The sequence below is a fragment of the Cupriavidus sp. 05T313 genome (assembly GCF_056396665.1).
On sequence record NZ_JBFTLX010000035.1, the window covers coordinates 1 to 12,212 of the forward strand.

The following is a 12,212-nucleotide window of genomic DNA, read 5'->3' on the forward strand; positions in this document are numbered from 1 at the left end:
GTCCCAATCATTTCCATAAACAGGTCGTAACTGAAGCCATTTTCCAGGCTAAGCTCGCGCTTGCGTAGCAGGCACACGGCATCTAATTGGGCCGTCATCTTGTCGTTGCCAACCATGACATGAACGCAGCGATAGCGTGATGTGTACTCCTTCTCTGGCTTGCAACGTCCACGTGCTTTGGCAAAGGTTTCCTCAGCGATCCAGCCATGCCAGTTACTGCCCTGGATCGGCCTTACCTCGGTTTTTATTGCCGGGTCACCGCAGTTTGATGTTTGGTATGCTGAACTCATCACCAGCGTCGGCAGGCTATCTCCGGGTTTCAATCGGAATACGCTGTGACCTTTAGCAGTCAACTTTCTTTCGATTCCGATCTCTTCGACGATGAAGGCAACGCTATCGCCCCCACGGGGGTCGAAGTTCGGATCGTATTGAAAATCCATTTCCATGACGGCATAGTCCTTGTTTTTATATGAACTGGTGCACCCGAACCCAATCACTTGATCAGAGACGCTTTTCAAAGCCGGAGTTCTCAATGACATGCCACATTGCTCCTCCACTTTGGAAGAAGTACGATTAGTTCCGATGCTGCGAAGACGAGCCGCGTCAGTTGCCGATTGCGCATAGGCGATCGAATATAAAAGCAGCCCGCATGCTGCGATAATGCGCCGAATCATGGATCCTTTCCTATCTCAGTGGAGCAGGCATTGTCTGCCCACATATACTTCCAGAAATCTCCGGAAGTATTTTTCATCATGAATTCCGAATATTTCTGAATTCGGTTACTCCATAAAACGGAGCGTCCCAAGCATTTCCATAAAAAGGTCGTAACTGAAGCCACTTTCCAGGCTAAGCTCGCGCTTGCGTAGCAGACACACACCTCCTAATTGGGCCATCATTTTTTCGTTGCCAACCATGACGTGAACACAGCGGTAGCTGTGATTGCTCGTATCCGGCACGTGCAATACCAAGTGCGAGAAGGAGCAAGCCGTTGGGCGGGCCCGCCGCGCCAAACCAGAACCAAGGACCGCGCGCGCGGTTAGCGACGCCGCCCGGGCACCACTCTGTGCGGCCACCGCAGCCCGGAAACCCTTCTGTCAATGAGCCTCCTAACGATGTGCTCGGAAATTGGGCAAAAGATGTGCATAACACAATGGGTTGTACGTCATCACTCTCTACTGACCTACTTGTTTGGCAAGCCTAGCTTTCAAAATTAGAGCCTCATATTTTTTAATAAAAATATTCCCCGAAGATGTATTTGGAGCGCAAAATTTTGTTGTCAGGACATTTTTTTTATCGCCCAGCGCAATTGATACGCATTTTGCGGTCAGTGAATAGCCGTCATTCCTCTTGTATTTAGGCAGCATCTGCATAAATCCGACCCACTCACCTATATACCCCTCCATTCCACTGACAAATACGTGCCGAGCCGGATAATTTTCTATCTGGTGTCGAGTAAAATTCTGGCCATCGATTTCTTCGTATGAAAAATAGTACCTCCCATCATCCAAGTATAATCTGTCAGCATCTGATATCACGGAATCAATGCCATGCCTATCATCAAGGGAGAGATAATTATCCCCACCATAATTAGTGTGGTTTTCTATTTCATAATAGCAATCAGAAATCATCTTAAATTTAAATTCCCTGCTCTCAGGCAACTCAAAATTACACCTCGACTCCGAAAATGCGGTGGAGGATGAAACCGCACACATCAGCGCAAGCACGGCAAAATAGAATAATTTCATCAATCAATCCATTATCAGCTTGAAGTCAACTGAAAATCCATCGACCATATCGGAAAGATACGAATACGCGTGTCTTGTGAGCCTTAGTCGTTCGTCAAACCCAACCGCCTGCGCATTCACGCAAAGCGTGACATTTCTGATCGCACTGGCTAACGCTGTCGAGTCAATATCCTCATCAAACGATACTCTTTCGACCCAATAATTAATGCCTAATTTCCCCAACGGAACAAGGACGTGATTCTCGTTATAACGGTATCTCTGCTTGCTGGCCCAATAATATCCGCTCACATCGCAAGCATTATAAGCCTCTGCAATCACGCTTTCCGGGCCTGGGTCAGTTGCGAAATTCGCACCACCACGATATTTGCTATAATTTCGATAATTATCCCCACCCGTCAGCTGAATCATCCCTTTTCCGGAAAAACGTACGCCGTCCCCGGGATCGCAATTCCCGAGAGGGGACAGTGTTTTCATCTGACCGCCAATCAATCTTTGAACTGGCGTATGACATCGTCCCTCATAATAATTCGTGAGGTAAGCCACCGAGCCATTCTCCCGCATAGAAGAATAGAGACCTGTTTCATGCAGCGTTTGCCCAAACCAGTTTGCCATTCTTGGCTTCGATGTAATTCCATATCTATTCATACAGACACTTATCGCAGGATAAAGATTGGTTGGTCGCACCACACGACCGCTGTTATCGTTTCGTCCATCTTTAAAAATTTTCGATAACGATTGAATCGTGCGATTCGATCCAGCTGGAATAGCCTGAGCCAGTTCTCGGATGTTCAGCCACCCGCACTTCCTGAAATGGCGGATGAATTCAAGTGGGTGAAAAAACCAGAGTTTCTGTGCTGGAGGGAGTCCTGTTGCATCCCAGAATTGTAATCTCACCTGAAAATCGATAAATTTCTTATACCCATCAGGATTATTTTCGTAAAATCCACCTTGATCCGTGATCTTTGCGTATCGTGTTTCATTGTTTTTACTATCCCACTCGCTTGGAGCCTCACATACAAAACCACGCAGCTTGGCGCGAACATCATGTGCCATCACATAGCCGCGCAGTTCATCGTCCTTGCTCCATTCCTTCGGGTTGGGCACCACAGACGACGCGCTTGTAACAGTCGCTGCCGGAGCGGTGGTGGAGGCGGAAGACGCATTAACATCGTTCAGCAATTGCTTCAAGGCATCGACATCGCACAGCGCATCACTGTCAAATGGGCTGTTAGTGTCACTGACCTTTCTCCAGTTCATGAAGAACGGAAAATCAGCGTCAGAGGTTTTTATAACCTTATGGTCGCTAATATCGATATAGCCCGCTTTGCCATCAGTGTCGAATACCACGGAAATCCAAGTGCGGCGATCGCCGGCAGCCTGTAACGTAATCGACGGATTAAGAACCCGCCCGAAGCGCTGCATTTCATAGCCGTCCGCAGGGCAAGCGGGATACAACGCCGTTGCCCGCTTGAAGAGATCGTACTCATAATCCGCGTACGCATCCGGCATGGGATCAAGTGTCAGCGGTCGGAGCGGTGTTCCGTCTCCTATATCGAGCCATGAGCGGGTGTAGCGCTGGCCGCGGTCGAAAAACGCCTCGACATACAAGGTTTGGCCATCGGCAAGTGTTCCGGCCTGCTGCCCAGCGAACGTTATGCCGTGAATCTTGGAGTTACCATCGGGCGAAGGATTGACCGGCGACGGCAGGAAGGTGCTCGGACCACGAATCACATAGTACGTACTTCCCCAACAATCTGAGGTCGTAGATGTGACTAGTTGCTGCTGTCCTAGCTGGGTTGCATCGAAATACCCGTGGGGTCCGGTGAAGTCATCCGGCATCATGAAAATCTCGAAGTGCAGGTACGGAATGCCATGGCACTTGCCCACGTAACCAAGGACATCTTTTCTGCAAACTTTCTGTCCCTCGCCGGAAACGGCTCCCTTTGTAGAGTGCTTCAGCCAGGATGGAAACGCGTAGTGTGCTGGCGCCGGGATCGGCGGAAGACCTCGGCTGTTCTGCTCGTCCAGATCCATCAAATGTATGTAGAGCGAATAGAATGTCAGCTTGCGACCGTTGCCGGTCTCTGTCGTGTGCTTCAGCAGCACAAAGCCCGTATTGCTGTTCAGTTCAGGCGTTCCATCCGCTTTTTGCACACCATCGCTGATCGGCTTCTGGCTCACGCCATATGCCACAACTTCACCGTCGGCAATTGCCCGCACCTCAAGATTCTGGTTACTGGGATACAGATGTACGCCGGTATGCCAGCGGCGATCAAAGGCAACCGGATAGATGCCGTGTGCCAGTTCGTATCCGTCCACTTCGTCCATCATGGGATCAACTGGATATCGTTTCGGCACATCGCCGGAACTGGCGGACATGCCGTCAGACGTCAGGCCCGAAGCGGGAAGGAATGGAGGGCTGATGAGCATGTTTAGCGCGATATGTTGTAGGAATTCGTTGCATTGAAATTGCTTTTTGGAAGCGCTGGCAACGGGGCATTGACACTAGCAGGGCCTTCGAACGTGAACGATGCTGCCTTGATCTTGAAATCGCCCGGGCAGTGGAACACGACATTGCCGTTCTCGATCGTAAGCGCGGCGCCGCCGCTCGCCATGACAGTCTTCGTGCGCCCTGTAACCAACACGTCGGCGCTGGCGCTTGCCACCCGCAGTTGCTTGTCGGCAAACAGGTCCATCGCGTCGCTCTGTGCCTGAATCTCGACCTTGCCCTTCGCCGCGAAGATCTTCAGCCCGAGCTTGTGCGCGCACAGCGAGATCAGGTCGCCGGCGGCCAGCGTGAAGCGCTTTACCGCGCTCACGTCAACGTGCCTGCCGGCGCTTACCATCACGTTTGCGCTGGCGGCCTGCTGGATCGATTGTGGGGTCACCAGCGCGATGCCGCCTGGTGCGCTGGCGATCAGCCCTGCGCTCTTGAGCTGGTCCAGCGCGTCTTTCAGGCTCGCCTGGGTCGCCTTGTCGGCGGGCACGGCCTTCGCCTGCGTGGTGGTGTCGACCAGCGCGGTCACGCGGCTCAGGGCCAACTGAAGCTCCTGGAGCGCCGCCTGCATCTCAAGCTGCGGGGCATTCGGGCTCGACAAGCCGTCGGCTGACAGCATCAGGCCCTTCGCCCCGTGCACGGTGCCCCAGCCCTGCGTGCTGATCTCGAAGCCCTCGCCGCGCTTCTGTTTCTGGCTGTCGACCAGATAGCCAAGGCTGACCGACGACTTCATGTAGACCGTCGCGACCTTCGCGCCTTCGTGGCCCTTCAGATCCTCGAAGCGGATCTTCGCGCCATGGAGCGGCGAGCGCCATATCGCGCGGCTGTGCCAGCCCGCCTTGCCATGTACGATGTCCGGGTGCGCATAGTCATGCAGCGCCCCGGCGATATACATGCGGTCCACGTCCCCGTTGGTGCATTCGAGCCGGACCTCCGTGCCCGGCAGCAGCGGCGAATGGAAGCCGCCCTGGTATGACGCGCTTGGGCGCATGAGGCGCAGCGGCATGGTGTTCACGCCCCGCTTGCCCGTGCGGCGCTGGAAATGCGGCAGTGCCCGGTAGCGGCCGTATTCGTCCAGCCACGCGTAAGGGCCGTCGTCGCCCGACTCGATGGTGGCGACCAGCGTGCCGCCGATCCTGCGCCAGTCCCGCTCAGGGACGTACTCAGGGCGATACGTCAGATGCGAGGGCGTTGCCTCGAACGTGTTGATGACCGGCTGGCTGCGACTGCCTGTCGTGACCAGCTTCGTGATCACGACACCGTATTCGGCCTCGGGCATCTTGTGGTTGGTCAGGCGCACCACCATGCCGGGCATCATGCCGATCACGTTGCTCGTGCCCCTGAACGTGGTCTGCCGGGCGATCAGTTCATCGCGTCTGGCGTCGGCCAGCATCTGCCCGACCTCTGCCGTGTGGTGGTGCTCGGTGCCGCGGTTCACGCTGCCGTACACGGAGTGGTCGTCGCGCGCGACGTACGACTCGGCCTTCAGCGGATCACCAGGCGTACGGTAGTTTTGCTCCCGTAACTCGACCACGGCCGGCACCAGTTTGCGGACCGGACTGATCGACAGCACCGCCTCGTGCCAGTTGCCCGAGAGGCCGGAAACCGGCATCAGCGGCACCTCGAGCGCGCGCACGTAGCCGCGGGGCGAGTTGCCGAATACGATCGTGTCGCGCTGTGGTCCGTCTCCCTTGCGGCCCTGCTTGAAGTAGATGAAGATGCCGGCGCGCCGGCAATAGCGCGACACAAAGTTCCAGACGGTCTCCTCGTACATGACCGTCTGCTCAAAGCGCTCCTCGACGCCTTCCAGCTTGAACTCGACGTCGAATGACTCGATCAGGTGGCGGTCGATGATCGACTCGGCGATCAGTTCCTTTAGCGTCTTGTCCAGGAAGATTCCCGAGTCGTACACCTGCCTGTACAGGGCAACACGTGGCTCGATGCGCAGCCTGTAGGTGGACTCGTCACGGCTTGTGCTGAGACGCTCCCATTGCGTCACCACGCCATTGACCGTGCGTGCAGGACTGACTACCGGGTCGACCAGACCCGGCAACGATGGGATCGCGGCGCGTTCGTCGATCGTAAAGGTCGAGCGACGCCCCACGCAGGCCGCGCCGTCGATCGCCTTGTCGATCGACGTGACGGTGATGTCAGCCACGTAGGTTTCGTTGAACCCTTCCTCAAGACGGAACTCCAGAACATCCAGCGGCGAGGTGAGCGTGGCTACCGAGAGACCGAGGTGCTGGGTCAGCCTGGCACTCGGATGCTGCAAAACGTCAATGAGGGTTCGCATGGCGGCAGTGAAATCCGGTTTCTCGTTGATCGGCATGGACGCGCTGCGTGTGCCAGTGCCATCTAGCGGAACAGGCTAGCTCACCACATCAAGGGCTGTCTATCGGACAAGTCCGAATCTGGCGCCATCCACTGACGAAGCGTTTTCCAATGGCGGGGGAGCCTGGAGAGCCAGATAGCCAACGCATTTCCATCGGTTGATGAGCCTCGGTTAAACAAGGCCCGTTTGGTATTGACAGCCGATGGGAGGCCGGCTAGCGGGGATGGTTGATCATCGCCGGATGATCATCGACTTGTACGAAACAGGAATCCGCACCATAGCAGGCGCGCGCCATACTCGAGGGCACCGAGACGCTGGAATTCTTTCCCGCCGCGAACGCGCACGCGCGCTGCGCATGGATCGCCTCGGCGCCGGGCCGGCTGCATTATCGCCAGATGAAGCGCAACAACCGGGGGCTGGTATTGCGCTATCTGCGCACACCATAGCAATCCTTGCGGCCAGTTTCCTGATTCTCCTCACGGCGCCACCTCGCGACTGCAACACAATTCAATCGGCCTGAATTCGATCGCGGCTGATGACCTTCTCCCACTCGGTCATCTGCACCTTGATAAACCGAGATGCTTCCGATGGCGTTCCTGCCACGACCGCACCGCCGAGGTTACTCACACGTTCCCGGCTCTCGGACTCGCTCATTGCCTTGCGAATCGCTTCCGAAAGACGCTGTACGATGTGGGGTGGTGTGCCGGCAGGAGCAAACACGCTGTTCCACTCGTACACCTCATAGCGCATCACTCCCTCTTCTGCCATGGTCGGCGTGCCGGGCAGGGCTGCGACACGTTTGTCGCCGGTCACGGCAAGCGCGCGGAGCTTTCCGGCGCGGATATGAGGCAAGGCGGAGGCCGTGTTGGCGAAGAAGACCGGGACCTGACCGGCAATGACGTCAGCCAAGGCCGGGCCGCCGCCCTTGTAGGGGACATGTAGCAACTCGATTCCCATGGACTGCGCAAACATCGCACCAGCCAAGTGCTGTGCGGTCCCATTCCCACCTGATGCATAGGCAATTCGACCTGGCTCCTTGCGAGCCAATGACACCACATCACCCACCGAGGATGCAGGAAAACCAGGATTCGCGACCAGGATGTTCGGGAACAAGGCAATCAACGATACCGGCACGAACGATCCGATGGGGTCATAAGGCAGTCGTTTGTACAGGGCCGGGTTGATCGCAAACGATGATGCATCCAGCAGCAGCGTATAGCCATCCGGATCCGTTTTTGCGACCAGATCCGCGGCAATCCTACCCCCAGCGCCAGGGCGATTGTCGACCGTGACCCTTTGCCCCAGTTCCTGGCTGAGAAGAGGCGACAGCAGGCGTGCCATTGCATCAGCACCTCCGCCCGGTGGATAGCCCACGACTAACCGGATAGGTTTTTCCGTCGGCCATGCCGTCGCTTGCGCGTGGCTACCGATCAGGCCACAGCAAAGCACGGCTATAGATGCACAGACTGCGAATCGCATAGGTCTCCAATCAATTTGCGGCTACTTCCCGAGCGGGCCGCTATAACGCGAAGGTCCCGCTTAACACCATCGGGGTTGACAGGCCTTCAACGAGTCTCGGTGCGGTACTGAAACTCGTCTCCGTTACCCAAGGCCAGGCGATATTCCACAGGCTTATCCGCCATATCGAACGCAACACGAGTTACCGACAATGCCGGGTGGTGCTCAGCCACACGAAGCAGTTCCGCTTCGCGTCCGCCTAGCCTGGTAAAGCTCAGATCATCGACGGCTCGACAGACCGTCACCCCGCAACGTACCGCGTAAAACGGATACAACAGAGCGGGGAATTCGCGGGGTTCAAGTACGGACAACCCGCGAAATCTCACCTCCGGCAGCCAAATGGTCTCGAGCAATCGGACCATTCCCTTCCAACTGCGCTGCCGTGACAAGTGCACTACCTGCGCGCCTTCTTCCAACCCTAGCTTCGCGGCCACGTCGACCGGTGCGGGCAAGACCTGCCTAGACATGATGCGAGACTGCGGAAGCTCTGCGCTGTCATCATCACAGCGAAGAAATCGCGTCATAAAGGCCCCGTATAGGGCACCTCTCACATAGGTCCCGCGGCCCTGCGCCCGCTCGAGCATGCCTTGGTCCACCAACACGTGAATCGCCGCGCGCACAGTTCCGACCGCGACGCGATAGTGCTGTGCCAAAGCGCTCTCCGTTGCAATCGCTGTACCTGGCGCCCACTCACCAGCCAAGATACGCGCCTTCAGCGAACCAGCGATTCTCGACCAGAGCGGTGAGGTGCCGACGAGCAAAGCATCATCGAATTCAGCAGGGATTCCGGAGGAGGCAACAGATTTCATTAAATAAAAATCACTAAAATATTTGGCCATACTATTCTTCTATCAAACAACAAGTCAAGTCCACTTGAATAAAATCGTACTTTTCCTAATAGAATAGGAATAATCCTATTTACCTTTGTTTTATTCTGTTTTCAACTCTAACGATTGACAATCAATTTCATATATTCTTCTTCGATCGCTGCGGCTGCACCCGGGGCCCCGTATCGCCCAGACTACAGGACTGACCTAGCCGAATGGAGGACGGTTGCCGGCAAAAGCGGGGTTCGTGTGGGCGTTGTAGCGTTGTAGTCCAGCCTAGCTTTCCTGGCATCGACAACAGTGCGCTTTCGCGTCCACTCCCTCATCGCGGGGATGTGTGACGTGCTGGAGCCCGATACACATCAGAAGACGAAATGGTACGGCTACACCGATTTGACTTGCGTGGCCCGCGCCGGAACCCCTCATGGCACGATGCGCACTGGCATGCGCTGCTGGGGGCGGCGTATGCACTGGGCTGGCACCTGGCCCCGCCCGGTCGCCGCCGGTCTGTGCGGACTGGTTGCCGCCGGTTCCGATCGCGCTGGCGCCCGACCATTTCGGCAAGCCTGTGCCGACGGCACCGATAGATGAACCAATGACGGCTTGTGCCACTCACCGGCATCGACATCAACCCGTGTACATCAAGCTGAGTGCCCCACTTCGGGTGAAATCCGACTTGCAGCACCAGGCATGCGCACTGTGCCCATATGAAGGTGACCCGGAGCTGCTGCGCCAATTGGTAGCCCCGGCAGCAACCGATGTTGACCAGGGTCGCGCGTCCGTTAGTCCTTGCCCTCCAAAATACCTGTCAGTGCTTCCGTCAGCGTGGTCACGACCTGCGCGCCTTTGCTCGCTGCAGCGTTGCCAGCGCCATTGGTTTCACGGAAATACTGGATGGAATATTCCCATGGCTGGAAATTCAATAGCCCTTGTTTCAGTTCATCTACCCTGCCCTGCAGGCGTTCGACTTCGTCGCTGCTTAGCATCTGGACCACCGCGGTGGGGCGCGGTGCCCGCACATTGCCCGGGTCGACCGACAGAACCCACTTCTGACGCGGCAGCCGTGAGTCCGACAACTTCAGCACGGAAATAGCCCCGAGGAAGGCAGCCGATGCGGATGGGACATCCAGCGTCAGTACGGCGTCACCGTAACTTGCGCGAATCTGTTTCCCGTGTGTCGACACGGAAAAACCCTCCCCGCCGAGGAAGACGTGAAACTCCTTTTTTAGCTCGTCGAGGATCCGCTGCCTGTCTTTGATCCGGAGGGCAATGAGCTTATCACCCAGTTTAGCTTCCTCTTCCCTCAATTCTTGAATTCGCTTGAAACCTTCCAGGGCCATGCCTGCACTCCTTGATCTGACAAAATCGATTGACGAAAAACGTTGACGGCCTGTGACTCGTGGCGGTCGATCTCGCGCCGGTCCAATCTATCTGGCATTTGCTCCGGAAATCTCATCCGATATGGATGGGTTCCCTTCAAGAACAAAACTCGTCAAGATGGAAAATCTCAATCTGGCTGAGACGCCCATACTTTACTCGGTTTCAGTGTTTCAGTCATTGCAAGGTTCGCATAACCTATTCAATCAATCTTGTTTTCCATGGATGTAGCAAATCTACGACACAGATAGGACGAGTAAATGATTAAAGGAATCGGATGAATCATATCTTTCATAACGATTTTTTCCACTATCGCTATTCTTTATAAGGCGCTAAAAAAAATTAGTACTTGTCCCATTGATTCCAATGAGGCATTACGCTCAAATCGGGGCTACATTTGCGCACATAGCCCATCCGGAGAGAGAGCGTATGCAGAAGAACAAGCGGCCCATCGGCATTTGGGAGGCCCAGCCATGAAGCGAAGAATTGCCTGCGTTAACGACGAACTGGAGGATGGTGGCAGGATCCTGCCCTCTCCAGGCCGAGGTTGCACTTTTGGCGATCCCGCTCGCCAGACAGCGATGATCGGAGGCCAGGCATACTGCGAAGCCTGCAAGAGCACTGGCACGATTGCCAAGGCCGGCGGGCCACGCCGGATGCAGTTCATGGGCGAGATTGCCCTGGACGGCGATATTGTCCTGTGCCGGTGCCCGACGCCGCCGCGCATTGTTGCTCTGCTTGCCGGCGAAAAATGGTTCGACGATATGGGCGCACGCAATGGCGCACCCGCGGCCATCTCCCCCGCACAGAGCATATTTGCGGCATCCAACCCGCAGTACGACCAACAGATCCAGCTCATCAACGAGCAGACGGGGCAACCGTTGGCGCGCGTGAGATATCGCCTCATCGGTGAGCTGGGTACGTTTGACGGCCGCACTGACGAACAGGGGATGAGTGAGCGCGTCGCCAGCGACACCGCATCGACCATGAAGATCGAAATCTTGGGGGCCGGGCGCCTGATGCGGCCGATCAAGACGGTTAAGGTGCAACATACGCCTATCGAGGACCGGGCGCCGGTCAAGGTCTATCTGTTACAGCCCCGCGGCACGCTGTATTGGGGCAGTGCCGAGCTGGACGGCGGATATGTTCAGCCGCTGCTCGATGCGTTCCGGAAGGCGGGGATTGCGCACTGCTTCGCTGGRCTGACCCATGCCGCTGGCGCAGCCATGCCAAATGGAAACGAATTCGCTGGCACATTGCTTGACGCTATCCATTCGGGAATGCCGATCCGCTCGCGCGACGACAGCGAGTGGACGATTGCGGGCGGTATAGCGATGGAGGCTCCGCAGTTCAACCTGATCGGCTACAGCTACGGCTCTCTCCTGGCCGCGCAAACCGCATGGTCATATGCCCGTGCCGGCCACGTGATCGACCATTTGGTACTGGTGGGCTCACCGATTGAGGCGGGGTTCCTTTCACACCTGCGCAACCACGAGAACATCCGCAAGACCATCGTTATCGATCTGGAGCCGTTCGGAGACCCGATCTACGCCGGAATGCCTTGGCGCGAGCTGGTTGAATCGGTGCCGATGCTTGAGAGCCAGATGCTCGCCGGCAAGTGCGAGGGGCACTTCTACTATGCCCATGTTGTGAGAGACAGCCCGAAACGATGGGCTGCGCTCGCCGAGCGTGTTGCGGCGGAGGGCCTTAGATGACTACGCGCACCAAGGCCCTTGTGCGCATCGTCCCCGGCCTCGGAGCACTTCTCGCTCTCGATGGGCTCGGCCTGGCCGTGGCTACCATCCTGGTGACAAACTGCGTGCTCCGCCCGCCATGGGCACAGCATCAACAGATGCGCACTGCGACCCGCAAAGATGAAGTCACGCTCGTCACACTCTTCCGATGAACAGCCTCTT

The 12,212-nt window shown here is 56.4% G+C and carries 9 protein-coding genes; 2 read left to right on the top strand and 7 right to left on the bottom strand.

The features are described 5' to 3' along the window. The 7 genes from AC1DKD_RS10950 to AC1DKD_RS10980 all read right to left on the bottom strand — a co-directional run. Positions 1-674 (bottom strand): hypothetical protein (locus tag AC1DKD_RS10950; protein ID WP_477143275.1); only part of this gene is annotated, 674 nt, incomplete at its 3' end. 498 nt (positions 675-1,172) lie between these two features. After that, positions 1,173-1,745, bottom strand: a complete 573-nt coding sequence (locus AC1DKD_RS10955; protein WP_441632805.1) for a hypothetical protein — start codon at positions 1,743-1,745, stop codon at positions 1,173-1,175. A gap of 3 nt (positions 1,746-1,748) precedes the next feature. Beyond that, positions 1,749-4,175 carry a glycoside hydrolase family 19 protein gene (locus AC1DKD_RS10960; protein ID WP_477111397.1) on the bottom strand — a complete coding sequence of 809 codons (2,427 nt, stop codon included), beginning with the start codon at positions 4,173-4,175 and terminating at the stop codon, positions 1,749-1,751. A gap of 2 nt (positions 4,176-4,177) precedes the next feature. Beyond that, positions 4,178-6,535, bottom strand: coding sequence for a type VI secretion system Vgr family protein (locus AC1DKD_RS10965; protein ID WP_477111398.1), 2,358 nt, complete (start codon positions 6,533-6,535; stop codon positions 4,178-4,180). Between the two features lie 546 nt (positions 6,536-7,081). Continuing rightward, positions 7,082-7,915, bottom strand: a complete 834-nt coding sequence (locus tag AC1DKD_RS10970; protein WP_441632811.1) for a tripartite tricarboxylate transporter substrate binding protein — start codon at positions 7,913-7,915, stop codon at positions 7,082-7,084. Between the two features lie 224 nt (positions 7,916-8,139). Next, entirely contained in the window at positions 8,140-8,931 is a 792-nt protein-coding gene (locus AC1DKD_RS10975) for a GntR family transcriptional regulator (protein WP_441632813.1), read from the bottom strand. A gap of 770 nt (positions 8,932-9,701) precedes the next feature. Continuing rightward, a complete protein-coding gene (locus AC1DKD_RS10980) occupies positions 9,702-10,259 on the bottom strand; it encodes a hypothetical protein (RefSeq protein WP_441632815.1) in 558 nt (185 codons plus the stop codon). A 510-nt stretch (positions 10,260-10,769) separates the two neighbouring features. On the opposite strand from AC1DKD_RS10980, the gene AC1DKD_RS10985 reads away from it, so the two are divergent. After that, positions 10,770-12,011, top strand: a complete 1,242-nt coding sequence (locus tag AC1DKD_RS10985) for a hypothetical protein (protein WP_441632816.1) — start codon at positions 10,770-10,772, stop codon at positions 12,009-12,011. Continuing rightward, a complete protein-coding gene (locus AC1DKD_RS10990) occupies positions 12,008-12,202 on the top strand; it encodes a hypothetical protein (protein WP_441632818.1) in 195 nt (64 codons plus the stop codon). The genes AC1DKD_RS10985 and AC1DKD_RS10990 overlap by 4 nt, the downstream gene beginning before the upstream one ends. Positions 12,203-12,212: the final 10 nt, after the last annotated feature.